This is a genomic window from Stutzerimonas stutzeri, assembly GCF_024448985.1.
In the GTDB taxonomy this organism is placed as follows: Bacteria; Pseudomonadota; Gammaproteobacteria; order Pseudomonadales; family Pseudomonadaceae; genus Stutzerimonas; species Stutzerimonas stutzeri_AP.
Genome location: NZ_JAMOII010000028.1, coordinates 17604 through 37561, shown reverse-complemented (window position 1 = coordinate 37561; position 19958 = coordinate 17604). Strand labels below are relative to the sequence as shown.

19 protein-coding genes, 3 tRNA genes and 1 pseudogene are annotated in these 19958 nt (G+C 60.2%); 16 read left to right on the top strand and 7 right to left on the bottom strand.

What is annotated here, in order from left to right:
* The 4 genes and pseudogenes from NA647_RS18870 to hemA all read right to left on the bottom strand — a co-directional run.
* A pseudogene (locus NA647_RS18870) lies at window positions 1-115 on the bottom strand (molybdopterin-synthase adenylyltransferase MoeB); the annotation flags it as partial.
* Between the two features lie 22 nt (window positions 116-137).
* The gene (gene prmC, locus NA647_RS18865) at window positions 138-965 is read right to left on the bottom strand and encodes a peptide chain release factor N(5)-glutamine methyltransferase (protein ID WP_256059067.1); all 828 of its coding nucleotides are present in this window, start codon (window positions 963-965) and stop codon (window positions 138-140) included.
* Between the two features lie 77 nt (window positions 966-1042).
* Window positions 1043-2125: a peptide chain release factor 1 gene (gene prfA, locus NA647_RS18860; RefSeq protein ID WP_256050266.1), complete on the bottom strand. Its 1083-nt coding sequence runs from the start codon at window positions 2123-2125 to the stop codon at window positions 1043-1045.
* A complete protein-coding gene (hemA, locus tag NA647_RS18855) occupies window positions 2122-3390 on the bottom strand; it encodes a glutamyl-tRNA reductase (RefSeq protein ID WP_256059066.1) in 1269 nt (422 codons plus the stop codon). Before hemA ends, prfA begins: the two co-directional genes overlap by 4 nt.
* A 181-nt stretch (window positions 3391-3571) precedes the next feature.
* Here hemA and NA647_RS18850 point away from each other — a divergent pair, with 181 nt between their 5' ends.
* The 11 genes from NA647_RS18850 (at window position 3572) to NA647_RS18800 (ending at window position 13549) form a co-directional block, all read left to right on the top strand.
* The gene (locus NA647_RS18850; protein WP_256059065.1) at window positions 3572-5299 is read left to right on the top strand and encodes a tetratricopeptide repeat protein; all 1728 of its coding nucleotides are present in this window, start codon (window positions 3572-3574) and stop codon (window positions 5297-5299) included.
* Window positions 5300-5302: 3 nt separating this feature from the next.
* The gene (gene lolB / locus NA647_RS18845) at window positions 5303-5923 is read left to right on the top strand and encodes a lipoprotein insertase outer membrane protein LolB (RefSeq protein ID WP_256059064.1); all 621 of its coding nucleotides are present in this window, start codon (window positions 5303-5305) and stop codon (window positions 5921-5923) included.
* Entirely contained in the window at window positions 5923-6783 is an 861-nt protein-coding gene (gene ispE / locus NA647_RS18840) for a 4-(cytidine 5'-diphospho)-2-C-methyl-D-erythritol kinase (protein ID WP_256059068.1), read from the top strand. Before lolB ends, ispE begins: the two co-directional genes overlap by 1 nt.
* Window positions 6784-6797: 14 nt before the next feature.
* Window positions 6798-6872: transfer RNA gene (locus NA647_RS18835), tRNA-Gln, on the top strand.
* A gap of 48 nt (window positions 6873-6920) precedes the next feature.
* Window positions 6921-6995: transfer RNA gene (locus tag NA647_RS18830), tRNA-Gln, on the top strand.
* A gap of 83 nt (window positions 6996-7078) precedes the next feature.
* A complete protein-coding gene (locus NA647_RS18825; protein ID WP_131650986.1) occupies window positions 7079-8020 on the top strand; it encodes a ribose-phosphate pyrophosphokinase in 942 nt (313 codons plus the stop codon).
* Window positions 8021-8145: 125 nt separating this feature from the next.
* On the top strand, window positions 8146-8763 hold the full coding sequence (locus NA647_RS18820) for a 50S ribosomal protein L25/general stress protein Ctc (RefSeq protein ID WP_131650985.1): 618 nt from the start codon (window positions 8146-8148) through the stop codon (window positions 8761-8763).
* A gap of 34 nt (window positions 8764-8797) precedes the next feature.
* A complete protein-coding gene (gene pth, locus NA647_RS18815) occupies window positions 8798-9382 on the top strand; it encodes an aminoacyl-tRNA hydrolase (RefSeq protein WP_256059063.1) in 585 nt (194 codons plus the stop codon).
* A gap of 129 nt (window positions 9383-9511) precedes the next feature.
* On the top strand, window positions 9512-10612 hold the full coding sequence (gene ychF, locus NA647_RS18810; protein WP_181105354.1) for a redox-regulated ATPase YchF: 1101 nt from the start codon (window positions 9512-9514) through the stop codon (window positions 10610-10612).
* A gap of 712 nt (window positions 10613-11324) precedes the next feature.
* A complete protein-coding gene (locus NA647_RS18805; RefSeq protein ID WP_256059062.1) occupies window positions 11325-12560 on the top strand; it encodes a hypothetical protein in 1236 nt (411 codons plus the stop codon).
* Between the two features lie 290 nt (window positions 12561-12850).
* The gene (locus NA647_RS18800; protein WP_256050274.1) at window positions 12851-13549 is read left to right on the top strand and encodes a DNA-3-methyladenine glycosylase; all 699 of its coding nucleotides are present in this window, start codon (window positions 12851-12853) and stop codon (window positions 13547-13549) included.
* An 11-nt stretch (window positions 13550-13560) separates the two neighbouring features.
* On the opposite strand, the gene NA647_RS18795 is transcribed toward NA647_RS18800, so the two are convergent.
* The 3 genes from NA647_RS18795 to NA647_RS18785 all read right to left on the bottom strand — a co-directional run bounded on the left by NA647_RS18795 (window position 13561) and on the right by NA647_RS18785 (window position 16113).
* Window positions 13561-14679: a metallophosphoesterase gene (locus tag NA647_RS18795; protein ID WP_256059061.1), complete on the bottom strand. Its 1119-nt coding sequence runs from the start codon at window positions 14677-14679 to the stop codon at window positions 13561-13563.
* A 266-nt stretch (window positions 14680-14945) separates the two neighbouring features.
* Window positions 14946-15140 carry a hypothetical protein gene (locus tag NA647_RS18790; protein ID WP_256059060.1) on the bottom strand — a complete coding sequence of 65 codons (195 nt, stop codon included), beginning with the start codon at window positions 15138-15140 and terminating at the stop codon, window positions 14946-14948.
* Between the two features lie 64 nt (window positions 15141-15204).
* Window positions 15205-16113 (bottom strand): LysR substrate-binding domain-containing protein, encoded by a 909-nt coding sequence (locus NA647_RS18785; RefSeq protein ID WP_256059059.1) that lies wholly within the window; start codon window positions 16111-16113, stop codon window positions 15205-15207.
* A 101-nt stretch (window positions 16114-16214) separates the two neighbouring features.
* Here NA647_RS18785 and NA647_RS18780 point away from each other — a divergent pair, with 101 nt between their 5' ends.
* The 5 genes from NA647_RS18780 (at window position 16215) to NA647_RS18760 (ending at window position 19656) form a co-directional block, all read left to right on the top strand.
* Window positions 16215-17420, top strand: a complete 1206-nt coding sequence (locus tag NA647_RS18780) for an MFS transporter (protein ID WP_256059058.1) — start codon at window positions 16215-16217, stop codon at window positions 17418-17420.
* Window positions 17421-17437: 17 nt separating this feature from the next.
* Window positions 17438-18238: a 2,5-didehydrogluconate reductase DkgB gene (dkgB, locus tag NA647_RS18775; protein WP_256059057.1), complete on the top strand. Its 801-nt coding sequence runs from the start codon at window positions 17438-17440 to the stop codon at window positions 18236-18238.
* Window positions 18239-18377: 139 nt separating this feature from the next.
* Window positions 18378-18454: transfer RNA gene (locus NA647_RS18770), tRNA-Met, on the top strand.
* A gap of 77 nt (window positions 18455-18531) precedes the next feature.
* Window positions 18532-18759 carry a hypothetical protein gene (locus NA647_RS18765; protein WP_256059056.1) on the top strand — a complete coding sequence of 76 codons (228 nt, stop codon included), beginning with the start codon at window positions 18532-18534 and terminating at the stop codon, window positions 18757-18759.
* 408 nt (window positions 18760-19167) lie between these two features.
* Window positions 19168-19656, top strand: a complete 489-nt coding sequence (locus NA647_RS18760; RefSeq protein WP_256059055.1) for a hypothetical protein — start codon at window positions 19168-19170, stop codon at window positions 19654-19656.
* Window positions 19657-19958 lie beyond the last annotated feature (302 nt).

Below are 19958 nucleotides of genomic sequence, written 5' to 3'. Positions count from 1 at the left end.
CGCCCAGCCCGACGATCAGCACCCGGCTCTGTTTGAGTTTCAGCTGGCCCTCGATGTCGACCTGTTTCAGCAATATCTGCCTGCTGTAACGCAGCAGCTCGTCATCGCTCAGCATGTTGCTCTCCTGGATGATGAAATTATGGTCGATGGCCTAAACTGATGCGCTCGTGCCCGCCGAAATCCCGGCGGCTTTCGACGTCGACGAATCCGCTCTCGACGAGCAGCTCGCGCACCGCCGCGGCCTGATCGTAGCCATGCTCCAGCAGTAACCAGCCGTCTTCCTGCAGATACGCCCGTGCCTGCGCGATGATCTGGCGAATGTCATCGAGGCCATCCACACCGGCAATCAGCGCGCTGCCCGGCTCGAAACGCACGTCACCCTGCGCCAGATGCGGATCGCCGGCAGGGATGTAAGGCGGATTGCTGACAATCAGCCGATAGCGCTGCCCCTCCACCCTGGAAAACCAATGGCTTTCATGGAAGCGCACGTTATTCAGGCGCAGCTGTTGGGCGTTACGGGCCGCCAGGGCAACCGCCTCAGCGACGCGGTCTACACCCGTCACCTGCCAGGCCGGACGCTCGCTGGCCAATGCCAAGGCAATCGCACCCGTGCCGGTGCCGAGGTCGAGAATCTGCGCCGCTGTTGTCGGAATCAGTTGCAGCGCGGTTTCCACCAGCAGTTCGGTGTCCGGTCGCGGAATTAGCGTATGCGGCGCGACTTCGAGATCCAGACTCCAGAACCCTTGCCTGCCAAGAATATAGGCCACCGGCTCGCCACGGCGGCGGCGCTCCAGGCATTCGGTAAAGACGCCGCACTGCTCGGCGTCGAGTTCCTTCTCCGGCCATGTGTGCAAATAGCTGCGCGACTTGCCCAGCACATGCGCGAGCAATAGCTCCGCGTCGAGCCTGGCGCTCGGTGAATCGGGCAAGTTGCTGTCGTTAAGCAGGGATTCAATGGTTGCCATAAGGTTAAGCCTCAAGCGAAAGCCTCAAACGACAACACACCACATACTCAACTTGTGGCTTGAGGCTGCCGCCGTCTTTAATCTCCCAACGCAGCCAGCTGATCCGCCTGATATTCCTGCAATAGCGGTTCGATAACTTGCTCAACCGCGCCGCCGATGACTTCGCCGAGCGAATACAGGGTCAGGTTGATGCGGTGGTCGGTCACGCGCCCCTGCGGGAAATTGTAGGTGCGGATACGCTCGGAGCGGTCACCGGAGCCCACCAGCAGCTTGCGCGTATCGGAGATTTCCTTGTGCGCGGCGCTGTCCTGCACGTCCTGCAGCTTGGCCGCCAGCCACGACATGGCACGGGCGCGGTTCTTGTGCTGCGAGCGCTCTTCCTGGCATTCGACGACGATGCCGCTGGGCATATGGGTGATACGCACCGCCGAATCGGTCTTGTTGATGTGCTGCCCACCGGCGCCGGATGCACGATAGGTATCGACGCGCAGGTCGGCCGGGTTGATCTCAATTGCGATCTGCTCATCCGGCTCCGGCAGCACCGCGACGGTACAGGCCGAAGTGTGAATACGGCCTTGGGACTCGGTTTCCGGGACGCGCTGGACGCGGTGGGCGCCAGACTCGAATTTCAGCTTAGCGTAGACGTTGTCGCCCTCGACGCGCGAGATGACCTCCTTATAACCGCCGTGTTCACCCGGGCTTTCGGAGAGAATCTCGACACGCCATCCTTGCCGCTCGGCGTAGCGGGAATACATGCGAAACAGATCGCCGGAGAAGATCGCCGCCTCGTCGCCACCGGTGCCGGCGCGAATTTCGAGAAAGACATTACGCCCGTCCTTGGGATCCTTCGGCAGCAGCATGCGCTGCAGGCGGGCTTCAATTTCCTCCAGCTTCGCGCGCGCGTCGGCTACTTCCTCTTCGGCCATCTCGCGCACGTCCGGATCGTTGTCCTTGAGCAGCGCCTGAGCGCCCTCGAGGTCGGACTGCAGCTTGAGAAACTCACGATAGGTGGCGATGACCGGTTCGACCTCGGCGTACTCGCGCGAATAGGCACGAAACCGCGTCTGATCGCTGATCACCTCGGCGTCGCCAAGCAACGCCGTCAGCTCTTCAAAGCGGTCCTGCAGAATGTCGAGTTTGTTGAGCAGCGACGCTTTCATGGTTTGTCCGTGCTGTCCGGCAGGGCGAAGAGTTCCTGAACGACGCTCAGTGCCTCCACTCGCCCCTCGGCGGAAAGTTTTTTCAGCTGAACGCTGGGTGCGTGCAGCAGCTTGTTGGTGAGCCCTCGCGCCAGCTGGGCCAGTGCATCCTCGGGCGTAACGCCATTGGCCAGCAGCCGCTGGGCCTTGAATAACTCTTCATCTCGAATGCGCTCCGCGTGCTGCCGATAGGACTTGAGCACGTCTACCGCAGCCAGTTCCCGCAGCCGCCCCATGAATTCATCGGTTCCGGCGGCAACCAGCTCTTCAGCAGCTTGGGCGGCACCCTGGCGACTCTTGAGATTCTCCGCCACCACCTCATGCAGGTCATCGACGGTATAGAGGTAGACGTCGTCCAGCTCGCCAACCTGCGCCTCTATGTCGCGGGGCACGGCAATATCAACCATGAACATCGGCTTGTGCTTGCGCTTCTTCAGCGCCTGCTCCACGGCGCCCTTGCCCAGAATCGGCAATTGGCTGGCAGTGGAGCTGATGACGATGTCGCTGTTATAGAGCTCTTGCGGAATATCAGCGAGCAGGATCGCATGGGCACCGAACTGCTCCGCCAGCGCGCTGGCGCGTTCGAGGGTACGGTTGGCAACCACGATGCGCTTGACGCCCTGCTCGTGCAGATGACGAGCGACCAGCGTAATGGTCTCTCCAGCACCGATCAGCAGGGCCTGGCTGCGATGAAGGTTGGCGAAGATCTGCTTGGCCAGACTGACCGCTGCGAAGGCTACCGAGACAGGACTCTCGCCAATGGCGGTATCGGTCCGTACGGTCTTGGCGGTGCTGAACGTCGCCTGGAACAGACGCCCCAGCAGCGGACCAACGCTGCCGGCCTCACGCGCGACGGCATAGGCCGACTTCATCTGCCCGAGAATCTGTGGCTCGCCGAGCACCATTGAGTCCAGCCCGGACGCGACGCGCATCATGTGCCGCACCGCCTGATCGTCGGTATGAACGTAGGCACAGGCCCGGACGTCTTCAAGTTTCAGCCGATGGTAATTGGCCAGCCAGGCGAGTACCGCCTCGGCCTCGACCTGGTCCTGCTCGAGGTAAAGTTCGCTGCGGTTACAGGTCGAAAGGATCGCAGCCTCTCGCGTCGGCGTGACACGGCACAGCTGCTGAAGCGCCTCGACCGTTTGTTCAGGCGTGAATGCAACACGCTCGCGCACGTCCACCGATGCGGTCTTGTGATTAATGCCAAGCGCGATGAAAGCCATGCAGGGTCGCTGATCGAAAACGGAGCGCGCGATTCTCCTACTTCGCCTGTCTCAGAACAACCATTGCCCTTCATTGTCTGTACCTATCGAGCCTTCCTACTCGCCTCGCATGCCAGCCCGTGCGCTTGCCTGACGGCTTGTGTCATGATGCCGCGACCCCAGACCAGCCTTGTAATCCCCTATGAAAAAACTCCTCGCCCTCAGCGCCCTTCTGTTTCTCGGTGGCTGCCAAAGCATCATGCAGAGCACGCCCGAAAGCAGCCCGCCGGTCGAGGAGGCCACTCCGCAAGCCGTTGAGCCAGATACCGGCACATATGGATCGTTCAGCAGCGACACGCTTTATGCCCTGCTGGTGGCCGAACTGGCAGGCCAACGCAATCGCTTCGATATCGCCCTGGGCAATTACCTCCAGCAGGCCAATGCGACCCAGGACGCGGGCGTTGCCGAGCGCGGATTCCGCATCGCCGAATACCTCGGCGCCGAACAGGCCGCGCTGGACACAGCGATGATCTGGGCGAGCAACGCGCCGTCCAACCTCGACGCCCAGCGCGCCGCGGCAGTGCAGCTGGCGCGTGCCGGGCGGTACGAGCAATCGATGGAATACATGGAAAAGGTGCTGCAGGGTCAGGGTGATACCCACTTCGACTTCCTCGCCTTGTCCGCCGCCGAAACCGACCCGGATACCCGGACCGGCCTGCTGAAAAGCTTCGACCAGTTGCTGATCAAACACCCGGACAACCCCCAGCTCCAATTTGGCAAGGCGGTGCTGCTGCAGCAGGACGGTCGTCCGGAAGAAGCGCTCGCTCTGCTCGAAGCGCAGGGCACCAGTGAGCAAGAGATCCCGTCGATCCTGCTCCAGGCTCGGCTGCTGCAGATCCTCGAGCGCGGCAAGGAAGCATTGCCGCTGCTGGAGAAGAGCCTGCGCCGGCATCCCGAAGACAAACGCCTTCGCTTGACCTATGCGCGCCTGCTAGTCGAGCAGGATCGCCTCGACGAGGCGATGGGCGAGTTCGCCACCCTGGTCCAGCAGTATCCCGGCGATGACGACCTGCGTTTTTCCATGGCGCTGGTATGCCTTGAAGCAGAGGCTTGGCGGGAAGCGATCGTATATCTGGAAGAGCTGATCGCGCGCGGCAGCCATCGCGATGCGGCCCACTTCAACCTCGGCCGCGCCTATCGCGAGCTGAATCAGCCCGAGCAGGCGTTGAGCGCATTTGCCAAGGTCGGTCCCGGCAACGAATATCTACCAGCAAAGCTGATGCAGGCGGAGCTGCTGTTCACCCTCGATCGCAACGAAGAAGCCTCGCGGTTGCTGGCCAGCGCCCGCGACGAACAGCCCGACTATGCCATCCAGCTGTATCTGATCGAGATCGAAGCACTCTCTGGGCAACAGCGCCTCGACGCGGCCTGGCAACTCACCGAGCAAGCGCTGCAGCAGTTTCCAGAAGACCTCAACCTGCTCTATACCCGCGCGATGATCGCCGAAAAGCGTGGCGACCTGGCGCAACTCGAGCAGGACTTACGCTTCATCATCGAGCGCGAACCCGACAACGCCATGGCCATCAACGCGCTGGGCTACACCCTTGCCGATCGCACCGATCGATACGAGGAAGCCCTCGCCCTCATCGAGCAGGCCTACCGGCTCAGCCCCGATGACGCCGCTATTCTCGACAGCCTCGGCTGGGTCAATTATCGCCTGGGCAACCTGAAGGAAGCGGAAACCCAGTTGCGCAAAGCCCTCGAGCGCTTTCCAGACCACGAAGTCGCCGCCCATCTCGGAGAGGTGCTCTGGGTGTCTGGCGAACAACGTGAAGCGCGGGCCGTCTGGACCGAAGCGCTAAAGCAACAGCCGGACAGCCAGATCCTGCGCGAAACTATCAAACGCCTGACAGGCTCGGAGAATCCCTGACCCATGAAGCTGATGCGCAACCTGCTGATCCCCGCTCTCGTGCTGTTGCTCGCCGGCTGCGCCGGTCTCGGCCCGCAGGAATCGATCGAAGGCCCCGGCAACAAGGAAGACTGGACGACTCACAAGGCGCGGGTCAGTGAAATAGATGGCTGGCAGATCAGCGGGAAGATCGGCATTCGCGCGCCGCAGGACTCGGGCAGCGGCACGCTGTTCTGGCTGCAGCGTCAGGACTATTTCGATATTCGCCTCTCCGGCCCGCTGGGGCGTGGCGCCACTCGCCTGACTGGTCGGCCAGACGCCGTCGCGCTAGAAGTCGCGGGCCAGGGACGTTTCGAAGCCGAATCCCCAGAAGCGCTGGTGGAAAGTCAGCTCGGCTGGCAATTGCCAGTATCGAATCTGCTCTGGTGGGTGCGCGGACTTCCCGCGCCGGACAGCCGCAGCCGTATCGCACTGGATGGCAACGGGCGTCTCGCCAACCTGCAGCAAGACGGCTGGGACATCCAGTATCTCGGCTATAGCGAAGAAGCCGGCTACGAGCTGCCGTCGCGCATCAAGCTGGCAGGCCGCGACCTGCAGATCACCTTGGTGGTCAAGGACTGGCAGCCGCGCCAGCTCGGCCAATGATGCATAGGCTGACCCTGCCGGCCCCGGCCAAGCTCAATCTGATGTTGCACATTCTCGGTCGTCGCGCCGATGGCTACCATGAGCTGCAGACGCTGTTTCAGTTTCTCGACTATGGCGACGAGCTGAGCTTCACGCCTCGTGCCGATGGCCAGATCCAACTGCACACCGAACTGCCCGGCGTCGATCATGAAAACAACCTGATCGTGCGCGCCGCCCGTCTGCTGCAGCGCCACGGCGGATGCCGCCAGGGCGCTGATATCGAGCTAACCAAGCGCCTGCCCATGGGCGGCGGCATAGGCGGCGGCAGCTCCGATGCGGCAACCACGCTCGTCGGTCTCGATCATCTCTGGCAGACAGAGCTGGGCGAGGACCGGCTGGCGGAGATCGGCCTGTCGCTCGGGGCCGATGTGCCGGTCTTCGTACGGGGTAGTGCGGCCATTGCCGAAGGGGTTGGCGAGCGCCTGCAACCGGTCAAATTGAGCGAGCCGTGGTTCCTCGTGATCGCCCCGCAAGTCTCTGTTAGTACAGCGGAAATATTTTCCGACCCGGAGTTGACACGCAATACCCCCGCCATTACAGTTCGCAGCCTTCTTGCAGGGGGCGGTCATAACGACTGTCAGCCGGTGGTCGAGAAGCGTTATCCAGAAGTGCGTAACGCTTTGAGCTTGTTGAACAAATTTGTTCCAGCAAGAATGACCGGCACTGGAGCTTGTGTGTTTGGGAGCTTCCCAAACAAAGGCGAGGCTGATAGAGTTTGCCGCCAACTTCCAGCCGATTTACCAGCTTTCGTAGCTCAAGGACGCAACATTTCGATGCTGCACCGAAGGCTCGCGCAACTGGCGCAGGGAGTGAGTGGTTAGAGGTTGTACGTTACAGGGGCGTCGCCAAGCGGTAAGGCACCAGGTTTTGATCCTGGCATGCGTTGGTTCGAATCCAGCCGCCCCTGCCATAACCTTTCAAGGTTAGTACAGCTGAAACACTTCAAAGTTATATCCACAGGGGCGTCGCCAAGCGGTAAGGCACCAGGTTTTGATCCTGGCATGCGTTGGTTCGAATCCAGCCGCCCCTGCCATATCTCACGAGAGCTGTTCAAAACGCCTGGCCTTTTGAACAGCTTTTTGTTTCATCGGATCCACCCTCAGGCAGGTACTGCGCGTGTCCAAGATGATGGTCTTCACGGGGAACGCCAACCCCGACCTGGCCCGGCGTGTTGTACGTCAGCTGCATATCCCCCTCGGTGACGCCTACGTCGGAAAATTCTCCGACGGCGAGATCAGTGTCGAGATCAACGAGAACGTTCGCGGTAAGGACGTCTTTCTGATTCAGCCGACCTGCGCGCCTACCAATGACAACCTGATGGAACTGGTGGTGATGGCAGACGCCTTCCGCCGCTCCTCCGCTACTCGCATCACGGCAGTCATTCCCTACTTCGGTTACGCCCGCCAGGATCGCCGCCCGCGCTCCGCTCGCGTACCGATTAGCGCCAAGGTCGTGGCCGACATGCTCGATGTGGTTGGAGTCAACCGCGTCCTAACCGTCGACCTGCACGCCGATCAGATCCAGGGCTTCTTCGACATGCCGGTAGACAACATCTACGGCTCGCCGGTCCTGGTCGATGATATCCAGGCTCAGCGTTTCGAGAACCTGATGATCGTTTCCCCCGACATCGGCGGTGTGGTGCGTGCTCGCGCCGTTGCCAAGTCGCTGGGCGTGGATCTGGCTATCATCGACAAGCGTCGCCCGAAAGCCAACCAGTCCGAAGTGATGCACATCATCGGTGATATCGAAGGCCGTACGTGCATCCTCGTCGACGACATGGTCGATACTGCCGGTACCCTGTGCCACGCTGCGACCGCGTTGAAAAATCATGGTGCTTCGAAAGTCTACGCGTATTGCACGCATCCGATTCTGTCTGGTCGCGCCATCGAGAACATCGACGGCTCGGTGCTCGACGAACTGGTAGTGACCAATACCATTCCGCTGTCCGCAGCGGCACAAGCCTGCACCCGTATTCGCCAATTGGACATCGCGCCAATGGTGGCTGAGGCGGTTCGCCGCATCAGCAATGCTGAATCGATCAGCGCGATGTTCCGCTAAGCCGAAAGCTTAGCTCTTCGCGCCGAACGAAAAATGTGCCCCGCCGCGTGCGGGGCTTTTTGCCCAACCGCCCGATAGCACTGGTCGCGAGTGTTTCGGGCGCGTTGTTATCCTGGAGAAACACAATGACTGACTTCACTCTGAATGCCCAAGTGCGTTCCGACCTGGGGAAAGGTGCGAGCCGCCGCCTGCGTCGTAACGCCAACCTCGTCCCAGCCGTAATCTACGGTGGCGACAAGGCTCCGCAGTCCATCAGCCTGCTGGCCAAAGATCTGGCCAAGATGCTGGAAAACGAAGCTTCCTTCAGCCACGTGCTGACCCTGGACGTCGATGGTCAGAACGAATCCGTTCTGATCAAGGCGCTGCAGCGTCATCCGGCCAAGGGCTTCGTTCTGCACGCTGACTTCGTTCGCGTCGTCGCTGGCCAGAAGCTGACCGCTATCGTTCCTCTGCACTTCATCAACCAGGAAACCTCGGTTGGCGTGAAGCAGCAGGGCGGCGAAATCCTGCACAACATCAACGAAGTTGAAGTCTCCTGCATGCCGCAGGATCTGCCTGAGTTCATCGAGGTCGATATGGCCAACGTTGAAGTCGGTCAGGTACTGCACATGACTGACATCAAGCTGCCGAAAGGTGTTGAGCTGGTTTCCCTGGCACATGGCAGCGACCTGCCGGTTGCCAACGTTCACGCTCCGCGCGTGAGCAAGGAAGACGCACCGAAAGAAGAAGGCGCTGCCGAGTAATCCACTCGTCATCACCTGAGGAAGGGCCTCTGCCGTGACCGCCGTTAAACTGATCGTTGGCCTGGGTAATCCAGGCCCTGAGTACGACCAGACCCGGCATAACGCAGGGGCCCTTTTCGTTGAGCGTCTGGCCGCCCACAAGGGCGTCAACCTCAGCGTAGATCGTAAATACTTCGGGCTGGTCGGCAAGTTTCGCCATCAGGACGAAGACATCCGCCTGTTGATTCCCACCACCTATATGAACCGCAGCGGTCAGGCGGTGGCGGCACTGGCCGGATTTTTCCGAATTCCCCCTGAGTCCATCCTGGTCGCCCATGATGAACTCGACATGCCTCCCGGCGTCGCCAAGCTCAAACAGGGCGGCGGCCACGGCGGGCACAATGGGCTTCGCGACATCATCGCCAAGCTCGGCAACCAGAACAATTTCTATCGCCTGCGTCTGGGCATCGGCCATCCCGGGCACAGTAGCCTGGTGACGGGCTACGTATTGGGGCGAGCGCCTCAGGCCGAGCGCGAAAAGCTGGACGCCAGTATCGATTTCAGTTTCGACGTGCTGCCCGAGATCCTGGGGGGCGACTGGACGCGGGCGATGCATAAGCTGCATAGCCAGAAAGCCTGAGGCACAAGCACACACTACTAGGCGACGGCTGGACAGGACGCTTGCATCACAGCGCACCCCGACGCCGTTAACGCAGTTTGGCAACGCCGGTAGCTTTCCAGCTGCCAGCCACACCGAGGCAAAGACACCATGGGATTCAATTGCGGCATCGTCGGCCTGCCCAACGTCGGCAAGTCCACCCTGTTCAACGCACTGACCAAATCCGGTATCGCTGCGGAAAACTTCCCCTTCTGCACCATCGAGCCGAACAGCGGCATCGTACCGATGCCCGATCCGCGTCTCCAGGCACTGGCTGACATCGTCAAGCCTGAACGGATACTGCCGACCACCATGGAGTTCGTCGACATTGCCGGCCTCGTCGAAGGCGCGTCCAAGGGTGAGGGCCTGGGCAACAAGTTCCTAGCCAACATCCGTGAGACCGATGCCATCGCCCACGTGGTGCGTTGCTTCGAAGACGACAACGTCATTCATGTTTCCAATTCGGTCGATCCCAAGCGCGACATCGAAATCATCGAACTCGAGCTGATCTTCGCCGACCTCGACAGCTGCGAAAAGCAACTGCAGCGCGTCACCCGCAACGCCAAGGGCGGCGACAAGGAAGCCGTGGCGCAAAAGGCATTGTTGGAAAAACTCATTCCCCACTTCACCGAAGGCAAGCCGGCTCGCACACTGCTGAAGAAGCTGGGTGACGATGAAATCCAGCTGGCCAAGGGCTTCCACCTGCTGACCAGCAAGCCGGTGATGTACATCGCCAACGTTGCCGAAGACGGCTTCGAGAACAATCCGCACCTGGACGTGGTCAACGCCATCGCCGCCGAAGAAGGCGCCGTCGTAGTGCCGGTGTGCAACAAGATCGAAGCGGAGATCGCCGAACTGGACGATGGCGAGGAAAAGGACATGTTCCTCGAATCCCTCGGCCTCGAAGAGCCGGGCTTGAATCGCGTGATCCGCGCCGGCTACGAACTGCTCAACCTGCAGACCTACTTCACCGCCGGCGTGAAGGAAGTCCGCGCCTGGACCGTAAAGGTCGGCGCTACCGCGCCCCAGGGCGCCGGCGTGATTCACACCGATTTCGAAAAGGGCTTCATCCGTGCTGAAGTAGTCGCCTATAACGACTTCATCCAATACAAGGGCGAAGCCGGCGCCAAGGAAGCTGGCAAATGGCGCCTGGAAGGCAAGGAGTACATCATCAAGGATGGTGACGTGATGCACTTCCGCTTTAACGTTTAAGTCGAAGCAGTAACTTCAGCGCGTTTTGCGTGAAAAAACCTCCTGAAAGTAACGAAACAATAAAAAGGCCGCGCATTAGCGCGGCCTTTTTTGTTTCAAGAACTACCCGAATCACTTACTCACGAAATGGAATGTGCATTTGCCCTCGTTGCCGGAGCACGACCAGCGAGGCGCGCTCGTCCCGATGCTCCCACGGCGTTAGTCCCTCTTTTTCAATCGAATAGGGGATACGCCTGGCTGCGTATGCGCGAGCATGATGGTGCGACACGACAGAGATAAACAAAGGTGCGCCCAGGACAGATTGGACGAGGAATGAACCGGGCTTTTCACCGCCCTTCTTGCGATCCTGCCTGTCGCCCGCAGCATTTGCCTCAGATGGCTTTCAATGCTGAGACAGACCAGCCCCGGCTATGGCTGGGCCTGTGCCGGCCTCCGTCAGGCAATGGAACTTAGGGGTCTGTCATGTCAGCCGCACTCAAGACGCGCGTCACTACTGTTCGTAACCGCATTAAGCGTAACGGTGCTGTCATTACCCAATTTGGGTCAAAGAACACCACAACACTGGATCAGGGCGGCTCCTATGGGCCATCGAGGTCGATCAGGTGGGGACGGGAAATAGGGCTGTGGTTCTTCAAAGCCCGACAGCTTGTACAGTCGTGATCATTCAGGACTGATTTCCGTAAGCAGGAACACACCTAATCGGAGCTACATCATGCGCACCCTGAAGCCGCTTGCCCTTGCTGTGATTGCTGCAATGTCCTCACCGGCATTCGCAGCTCAAAACTCCGCCAACGTTGATCAGTCCGGCGTCTCGCTGCAAGCCACTGTCACACAGACTGGTGGTATTGATAACACAACCTCAATCACCCAGGGCGGCGCGTCCAACGAAGCGATTTCCTTCCAGCAAGCCGGCATAGGCGACTCGATCAATCAATACCAGCAAGGCAGCGCCAACTACAGCGAAGCGCGTCAATCGGACTACACCGTAGCGGGCCTTGCCTCAGGCAACATGATCCTGCAGCACCAGGCAGTTGGTTCTGAGAATGTTGCAAACGCCACTGAGACCAACTCCACCGGCAGTGTCATTTCACAAGGCCAACATGGCAGCTCGAACTCTGCGGAGGGTACCCAGTCGGATTCCGTCGGAGCAGAGCTCTACCAGCTGCAAGTAGGCAACGGGAATTCTGCTACCGCGAACCAATCGTTCGCCGAAGCGAAATCCACCAGCCAACAGCACGGTAACGACAACGTCAGCAATACCCTCCAGAACGATGCCTTAGGCGACACGGCCTATGTTTGGCAGGATGGTACTGCGAACATTGCCAGTGTGAGGCAGGACTTCGGCAGTGTTTCTGATGTCACGATTTTGTCCTTTGGCGTCGGCAATTCGGCGACCGTGGTTCAGTCCTCTGCGATCGCCTCGAAAGCCGAGATTGAAGGCACTGGCAGCTACAACAGCGCGACGGTCACCCAATCCGACATCTTGATGAGTTTCTCGAGCGAGCAGAATGGCGACCGCAACGAGGTCGTAGCGAGCCAAGGTGGCCGGCAGAACACATCCGTTTCTTCCCAGACCGGCAATGACAACGCGATCGAACTTGCACAAGCCGGCAGAGACAGCAGCATCGCCATCGTGCAGACCGGCAATCGCAACACGGCCAGCCTCTCGCAGAACGCGGTCGGCAACGTATTGCGTGCCGTGACGACAGGAAACGACAACAGCATCGTGACCGTTCAGGTTGGAGTGGGTGAGGTAAACGAACTGGATCTGGAGCAGAACGGTGAGAGCCACATCATCCAGGCCTCGCAATTCAACGAGGGCAACTACGCGCTTGTCAGCCAAGCCGGCACTGCAAACTTTGCAGACGTTTCGCAGTATGGCGCCAGCGACAGTGCCAGCGTCCTCCAGAGTGGCTCGACCAACTCGGCGCGCGTAGTGCAGCGCTAAAGCTTATTGCCGCCGGCAGTCGCCGTGCTGCCGGGCTGGCTTTAGACTCAGTACGTTACCTCTAAGCGAATCTGCCAGATTGGCACTCGCTGATTGCACTACCCGAAAGCCTCGCTAAAGCGGGGCTTTTTTGCAATTCTGAGGGCCGAACCACCCGCTCTGAAACACCGAAAAATGGCTCTGCCCCGGACATCTGTCTGACGACCGGCACGGAATCCATTCATCAAATGCGGAATATTCGCCCTGCTTATGCGGTCGGAACAGGCAGACTTGCCGAAGCCGGAGCGCAGATGAACAGCCTTACCGAACCGCCATCACAGTTTCTCGACGACGCTTTTTTCGACCGGGACGCGCAGCTAGTCGCCCAGGATCTGTTGGGAACCGTGATTCGCCATTGCGTCGATGGACTGTGGTTGTCGGCTCGCATCATCGAGACCGAAGCCTATTACGTCGACGAAAAGGCCAGCCACTCCTCGCTCGGCTACAGCCCGTCACGGCGCGCGATGTTCATGCCGGCCGGCCATCTCTATCTGTATTACTCGCGTGGCGGGGATTCGCTGAACTTCAGCGTGCAGGGTGACGGCAACGCAGTGTGCATCAAGGCCGGCTACCCCTGGGTCGACTCGCTGTCGTGCGAAGAATCCATCGCCCGCATGCGCAACAACAGCCCCGCAGCGGCTGGCGGTCCCCGTCCATTGACTCGCCTATGCTCCGGCCAGACCCTGCTGTGCAAAGCATTGGGATTGACCGTCACGGAGTGGAACGCTCAGCGCATGGACCCCGCTCGGCTGCGCGTAGACGACATCGGCGCGCGTCCCGACATCGTTCAGACCACGCGCCTGGGCATCCCGGCCGGTCGCGACGAGCATTTACCGTACCGTTTCGTCGATGCGGGCTTCGCCGCGCACTGCACGCGCAATCCGCTGCGCCGTGGGCAACTGGAAGGCCAGGACTACGTCATGCTGCGCCGCGAACTGCTGGCGAGTTAGCAGTACAGCGCTCACTCGCCGGCTTTCACCAGACGAATCCGGGTTATTTCCGAAGGGGCACCGAAGCGCAGCGGCGGCCCCCAATAGCCGGTGCCGCGGCTGATGTAGATTCGCATCTCGCCGACACGCTGCAGCCCCGCCACCCACGGCTGCTGCCAGCGCACGAAATGCATCCAGGGCCAGAACTGCCCGCCGTGCGTATGACCCGACAGCTGCAAATCGCAACCCACCTCCAGCGCGGCCTTCGCCGAACGCGGCTGATGCGCCAGCAGAATGCGCGGCACATCATTCGGTGCGCCAGCGAATGCCGCAACCGGGTCACTGCGATGACTGGGTCTGAACAGTTCGGCCGAATAGTCGGCGATACCCGCCAGCACTAACCGAGCGCCACTGTGTTCGAGTTGGACGTGGCGGTTGAGCAGCACCTTCATGCCCAGCCGCTCGAATTCAGCGATCCAGCTGTCCGCGCCGGAGTAATACTCGTGGTTGCCTGTCACCACGTAGACACCGTGCCGAGCGCTTAGCTGTGCCAGCGGCGCTATATCCCCGGTCAGATCGGCAACGCTGCCATCTACCAAGTCGCCAGTGATGACGACGAGGTCAGGCGAGAGCTCGTTGACTCGCTTCACGATCGCATCGATATAGCCCTGCTTGATCGTCGGCCCCACATGGATGTCGCTGAGCTGCACGATGCTGAAACCTTCCAGCGCGGCGGGCAGGTTCCGCAAAGCGATGTCGCGCTCGATTACCCGCGCCGTCCGCCGGGCGTTGAGCACCCCGAACAGCGTCACCGCCATCACCGCAACGATGACGACAAGCGCCGAGCCACGCGCGAAGCCCGCCGATTCCCAGCCCAGCAGCGATCCCAGCGCCAACACGAAAGCACGCAGCAGTGAAAATATCGACAGGCTGGAAAATATCCCCATCGCCAACAGTCCGGACCACGCCAGCAACGGGTTGCCAGCCCCTCGCACCAGCACGCCGTAGCGCATCAGCACGGCTGAAAGCGCGAGGTACAGCCAAGCGAGAGCGCTACCGAGCGGCCCGAGCGGGAGATCTGGAATCAGCGTGACACCAACGAACACATGCAGGCCAATCAGCAATATTCCTATCAACAACCGCCTGTTCATGCTTCGTCTCTACAGAAGGGATGGATACGTTTGGCATGCGCAGCGTGCTGAGCTGGCTGCGTTTCGGTGCACGAAAGGTAGCGTACCCACGCGGGACATGGGCACGTCCGACAGCATTCATCAGGAAATGGGCGCTACGCAGCCGGACCGAACGCATCGGGTCCTGCGTCCCTGTCCGTAGGGTCGAATTTATTCGACCGGTCGTAAGGCATCAGACCGATGCGCTGGCCGCCTGCGGCCGGTCGCATCGCCGGAAACAACCGCAGCTACATCACCCCAGTGTCAGGCATCGGGTCCGGCGGCGGCGGCTCTTTCTCCAGCTGTTCGAGCACTTCGTCCGGCAGCGTGTCGCCGTCGTCCAGCTCGGTGTCACTCTCGGCGTCATCGAGATCGTTCAGAGGCGATTCGTCCGCCAGCCAAGGGGGCTGCGGCTGATCGCTTGGGAAGGCAATGCTGAGCATGAAAGTCTCCTCGCAGGTGTACCTGCGATATTAGGCAGGCACACCCTCACATCGTTCGGACCGGTCATCCGTGATGCGTCCACGCCTGCTCCGCCAGGCATTCACTCAGATAATCGAGAAAGCAGGTAATGCGCGTTGCCAGTACGGTGTTGCGGTAGTACACCGCATTGATCGGCTGCAGCACCCGGACGTTTGCCTCAGCCAGCACTTCGACCAGGGTGCCCTCGACGCGGTCCCGCGCGGTCATGAAGTCCGACAAGCAGGCGATGCCCTGCCCGGCCAGCGCCAGATGCCTCACCGTTTCACCGCTCGATGCCCATACGCTCGGCACGATGGGCCAGGTTTCGCCAAGGGGGTGACGCAGCGGCCATTGATTGAGGCTTTCCGGCTGGGTGAAGCCGATCAGGCTGTGCGTCGCCAGCTCGGTTACCTGCTGAGGCATACCGCGTCGCGCCAGATACTCGGGGCTGGCCACTACACGGATTCGGCTGCGACCCAGCGGCCGCGCATGCAGGGTGGAATCGCGCAGCGGGCCGTGGCGCAGTGCCAGATCGGTGCGATGTTCAAGCAAGTCAATGATTAGGTCGCTGCTGTTCAGCTCCAGTTCGATGTCCGGATAGCGCTCGCGAAACCCATCTATCAGCGGCACCAGCACGTGCAGCATGAACGGCGCCGAGGCGTTTACCCGTAACCGCCCGGCAGGGTGTTGCAAGCGGCGCGACATCTGCTCCTCGGCTTCCTCTACGGCCTCGAGAATCCGCCTTGCCTGGATCAGGAAGGTCGCGCCCTCCTCCGTCAGCTCCAGACGTCGGGTCGTGCGGCGCAGCAGCGTGGTGGCCAACTTGGCTTCGAGCCGGCTCAACGCACGACTGACACCCGAAGCCGTCTGCCCCAGCTGCACCGCAGCGCTGGATATCGAGCCGGTATCGATGACAGCCGTGAAGGCTTGCAACTCGTCGAGCGTGGTTTTCATCTGTGACTCGCAGTCAATTATGTTTGGCCTGAAACCCGGTTTTTCCGCATGAGTCTGCGGCAGACACTACGCGCCATGCAATCAAACCGGAGTTCCAATCCATGCCCATCGCTCTGCTCGCGCTGACGCTCAGCGCATTCGCCATCGGCACGACCGAGTTCGTCATCGTCGGCCTGATCCCCACCATCGCCAACGACCTCAGCGTCAGCCTGCCTTCGGCCGGGCTGCTGGTCAGCCTTTACGCACTCGGCGTCGCGGTCGGCGCGCCATTGCTCACCGCCCTGACCGGCAAGGTGCCGCGCAAGCTGCTACTGCTGTCGCTCATGGTCCTGTTCACTGCCGGCAACCTGCTCGCCTGGCAGTCGCCGGATTATGAGTCATTGATTCTGGCGCGCATCGTCACCGGCCTCGCCCACGGCGTGTTCTTCTCCATCGGCTCGACCATCGCCACCAGCCTGGTTTCGAAAGAAAAGGCCGCGAGCGCCATTGCGATCATGTTCACCGGATTGACGGTTGCTTTGGTCACGGGCGTGCCGCTGGGCACCTTTATCGGCCAGCAGTTTGGCTGGCGCGAAACCTTTCTCGCGGTGTCGCTGCTCGGTGTGATCGCCTTTATCGGCAGCCTGATCTTCGTGCCACGTACCATCCAGCACAGCAAGCCCGCCTCCATCGTCCAGCAACTGGCTGTACTGAAACAGCCGCGCCTGCTGTTGGTCTACGCGATGACTGCGGTCGGCTACGGCGGCACCTTTATCGCCTTCACCTTTCTTGCGCCGATCCTGCAGGAGATCAGCGGCTTCGGCGAAGGCGCGGTGAGCCTGGTGTTGCTGGTTTACGGCGTCTCGGTGGCGGTGGGCAATATCTGGGGCGGCAAACTGGCCGACCGTCGCGGGCCAATCAGCGCGTTGAAGTTGATCTTCGCACTGCTGTCCGCCGTGCTCTTCACGCTCACCTTTACCGCGGCCAACCCTTGGTTGGCACTGGCGACGGTTTTGCTCTGGGGTGCGGTGGCGTTCGGCAACGTGCCCGGCCTGCAGGTCTACGTGGTACGCCAGGCCGAGCACTACACGCCGAGCGCCGTGGACGTCGCCTCCGGCCTGAACATTGCCGCATTCAACCTTGGCATCGCCGGTGGCGCATGGCTCGGCGGACACATAGTCGCATCCATGGGTCTGATCCATACCGCCTGGATTGGCGCGCTGGTCGTGCTGATCGCCCTGGCCCTCACGTATTGGAGCGGCCGGCTGGATAGCTTGGGCACGAGCCCCGGCAACGACACGCAGTCGGCCCTCGCCGCCTCGCATTGATCACACAGGAGACCCCTATGAGCATTCCCGCTTTCGGCCTCGGCACCTTCCGCCTCAAGGGCCAGCAAGTCATCGATTCGGTGAAGATGGGCCTTGAGCTCGGCTATCGCCACGTCGACACCGCGCAGATCTACGAGAACGAAGCGGAAGTCGGCCAGGCCATTGCCGAGAGCGATGTGCCTCGCGAAGAGCTGTTCGTGACCACCAAGGTCTGGACCAGCAACCTCGGCTCTGACCGGCTGATTCCCAGCCTCGAGGAAAGCCTGACCAAGCTGCGCCTGCAGCAAGTCGACCTCACCCTGGTGCATTGGCCATCACCGAACGACGAACTGGCAGTCGCCGACTATCTGGCCCGCATGATGGAAGCCAAAGAGCGCGGCCTGACCCGTGCCATCGGCATCTCCAACTTCACCATTGCCCATATGCAGCAAGCCATCGACGCCATCGGCGCCGAGAACATCGCCACCAATCAGGTCGAGGTGCATCCCTTTCTGCAGAACCTAAAGGTGATCGACTTCGCCCGCAGCCATGGCATGCACATCACCGCTTATATGCCGTTGGCCTACGGCAAGGTGATGCAGGACGAGGTACTGCAACGCATCGGCGAAAGCCACAACGCCAGCCCCGCGCATGTCGCCCTCGCCTGGCTACTGCAACAGAGCCTTGCCGTTATCCCCTCCTCCACCAAACGCGAAAACCTCGCCGCTAATCTGGCTGCTCAGGAGCTGCGCTTGACCGATGAAGAGATGCAGCAGATCGCCACGCTGGACCGCAACGAACGCCTGGCCAACCCCGGCTTCGCACCAAAATGGGACTGATCGACACGCAAACAGACGCGCCGCCGCGGCGGCTTCAAGCGCCCACCGGCGGCGCGGCATAAGCATTTGATAGACGGACGAAAAATCACGGAAGGAGGGTTGACAGCCACAGGCGCGACGAGAATAATGCGCGCCACTTGGCTACGTAGCTCAGTTGGTTAGAGCATAGCATTCATAATGCTGGGGTCCGGGGTTCAAGTCCCTGCGTAGCCACCAAATTCAAAAAGGGTTCAGCGAAAGCTGAACCCTTTTTTTGTGCCCGCCGTTTAGCCCAGCATCACCGAGAGCGCACCATGAGAGACGACTTCGACAACATCCGCGCCGAGCGCGAAACGCCCTATCGCACCGCCGCTACCCAAGCCAACCAGCATGCCGGCCTCTGGAAACAGATCGCCATCGGCATCGTGGTTGGGCATCTGTCGTTGGGGTTGATTGGTGCGGTGGTCTGGATGGTAGCGGCGCAACTGCCTGTTGGGGATTTGCAGATTGTGATGCCGTGGGCTGGCCAGCAGCCGGGGTGATTATTTTCTGTGCTTCGCAAGGGACAGTTAGGGTCGGAAAATGATTTTGTCCCCTTTTCGCAAGCTGAGCAGCAAGCGCCGTGGGATTGACGCAAGGAACGCCGGACCGGTAATGCCCCGCAAAAGACTGTCTCACTCACTTTCGCGCCGAAGCAGCAAGACGGTTTCAGCTGCAGCACTATCAAGTCATGCGCCCAAAATGAGCGGTTGCGCGGAGGCTCGTTTCCAGCTCAACCAGTGTCGGAACCCGCGCATCGTCGGCGACAACGACGGTATTCCGTGTGAGGCTATCTGCCGCTGAGCCTGCTAATTGCCACGCCCTGTCACGTTGTTTAATGTTCAACTTGAGGACAAGCCCGTGATGTGCAACGGCTAATCTAATATCTAGTGACAACAAGGTGAATATTCATGGACGAAAAAAATATCGCGGAGGCAGTCGAACTGCTGCGACTGGATCGCAGAAACGGCATGACGGCAGATGAAGCGCTCTCTGGCGCATCTGACGCCTATGGTTTACCTCTAATCGTTCTCAAAAACCGGTATAGGCTGCGCTATTCGCAGGAGATCGAAGAAGCGCCTCCTACCATTCAGCCGATCGAACTACCAACCATCAGAAGCTCGCGAATCACAGAAGCACGACGAATGGCACAGCAGTGTCACCAAAAGAAAAATCGTCATCTTGATCCAGCTTTCGATCACATGATCGGCGTCATTCGAAAAATAGGGAGATATGAGTTCATCTTCGCCGGTGTATTTTTACGGTCCCAAGAAGTCTTGGCCGTGTATGTCGATGACTACATCCAGTCAGACAACACAGTGCTGTCGGCGCCATTTATAACGAGGCAGCCGAAATCTTACTTGGAGTACTACACTGACCTGCAGCTTACTGCCAGTTAACCCGCATGGACGTAGATATTTGGACCAAGTGGGTGACGCTCATCGGCGCGGTCGTTGCAGCCGTCTCTGGTGTGTGGGCACTTATAATTCAGCTCCGAGGAGTCCGGGATGAAATATTAGTTTCTCTCGGAACATTGTCGCCCGAGGCCATCCCAGAAACGATGATGAATGTGGTTAGTAAAAGTGACCACCCTATTCGTGTTGTCGATTTTGGGTTCATAGACCTGAATGGGCGGCTAGTGTCGATCCCTTTGGAAATCGATCTGCTAAATCTACATAGCGATGAGGTGGAGCGTTACGGG

Bases quoted from the DNA above. Each gene is read 5' to 3' on its own strand.
- prmC (WP_256059067.1), bottom strand. From the start codon at position 965: ATGGCAACCATTGAATCCCTGCTTAACGACAGCAACTTGCCCGATTCA.
- hemA (WP_256059066.1), bottom strand. From the start codon at position 3,390: ATGGCTTTCATCGCGCTTGGCATTAATCACAAGACCGCATCGGTGGAC.
- NA647_RS18780 (WP_256059058.1), top strand. From the start codon at position 16,215: ATGCCCATCGCTCTGCTCGCGCTGACGCTCAGCGCATTCGCCATCGGC.
- prfA (WP_256050266.1), bottom strand. From the start codon at position 2,125: ATGAAAGCGTCGCTGCTCAACAAACTCGACATTCTGCAGGACCGCTTT.
- NA647_RS18765 (WP_256059056.1), top strand. From the start codon at position 18,532: ATGAGAGACGACTTCGACAACATCCGCGCCGAGCGCGAAACGCCCTAT.
- dkgB (WP_256059057.1), top strand. From the start codon at position 17,438: ATGAGCATTCCCGCTTTCGGCCTCGGCACCTTCCGCCTCAAGGGCCAG.
- ispE (WP_256059068.1), top strand. From the start codon at position 5,923: ATGCATAGGCTGACCCTGCCGGCCCCGGCCAAGCTCAATCTGATGTTG.
- NA647_RS18785 (WP_256059059.1), bottom strand. From the start codon at position 16,113: ATGAAAACCACGCTCGACGAGTTGCAAGCCTTCACGGCTGTCATCGAT.
- lolB (WP_256059064.1), top strand. From the start codon at position 5,303: ATGAAGCTGATGCGCAACCTGCTGATCCCCGCTCTCGTGCTGTTGCTC.
- NA647_RS18790 (WP_256059060.1), bottom strand. From the start codon at position 15,140: ATGCTCAGCATTGCCTTCCCAAGCGATCAGCCGCAGCCCCCTTGGCTG.
- NA647_RS18850 (WP_256059065.1), top strand. From the start codon at position 3,572: ATGAAAAAACTCCTCGCCCTCAGCGCCCTTCTGTTTCTCGGTGGCTGC.
- NA647_RS18820 (WP_131650985.1), top strand. From the start codon at position 8,146: ATGACTGACTTCACTCTGAATGCCCAAGTGCGTTCCGACCTGGGGAAA.
- NA647_RS18760 (WP_256059055.1), top strand. From the start codon at position 19,168: ATGGACGAAAAAAATATCGCGGAGGCAGTCGAACTGCTGCGACTGGAT.
- NA647_RS18795 (WP_256059061.1), bottom strand. From the start codon at position 14,679: ATGAACAGGCGGTTGTTGATAGGAATATTGCTGATTGGCCTGCATGTG.
- ychF (WP_181105354.1), top strand. From the start codon at position 9,512: ATGGGATTCAATTGCGGCATCGTCGGCCTGCCCAACGTCGGCAAGTCC.
- NA647_RS18805 (WP_256059062.1), top strand. From the start codon at position 11,325: ATGCGCACCCTGAAGCCGCTTGCCCTTGCTGTGATTGCTGCAATGTCC.
- NA647_RS18800 (WP_256050274.1), top strand. From the start codon at position 12,851: ATGAACAGCCTTACCGAACCGCCATCACAGTTTCTCGACGACGCTTTT.